At 66.3% G+C, this 323-nt stretch carries 1 pseudogene; it reads right to left on the bottom strand.

Annotation, left to right across the window (positions count from 1 at the left end):
- Nucleotides 1-323, bottom strand: a pseudogene (locus AKL29_RS07375) (NAD(P)(+) transhydrogenase (Re/Si-specific) subunit alpha); the annotation flags it as partial.

Below are 323 nucleotides of genomic sequence, written 5' to 3'. Positions count from 1 at the left end.
GCCGCGACGCGGCCGGCGACATTGGTGTAGCCGACGATCTTGATGCCGTCGGTCTCGACCACTTCGCCGGGCTTGGCGCCCTCGACATTGCCGCCGCGCTCGACCGCGAGATCGACCAGCACCGAGCCGGGCTTCATCGATTTCACCATCTCGCCGGTGACGAGCTTCGGCGCCGGACGGCCCGGGATCAGTGCGGTCGTGATCACGATGTCCTGCTTCTTGATGTGCTCGGCGGTCAGCGCGGCCTGCTTGGCCTGGTACTCCTTGGACATTTCCTTGGCGTAGCCGCCGGCGGTCTGCGCGTTCTTGAACTCCTCGTCCTC

Origin of the sequence: Bradyrhizobium pachyrhizi (genome assembly GCF_001189245.1) — a bacterium.
Classification (GTDB): domain Bacteria; phylum Pseudomonadota; class Alphaproteobacteria; order Rhizobiales; family Xanthobacteraceae; genus Bradyrhizobium; species Bradyrhizobium pachyrhizi.
This window is presented reverse-complemented; position numbering and strand designations above follow the sequence as displayed.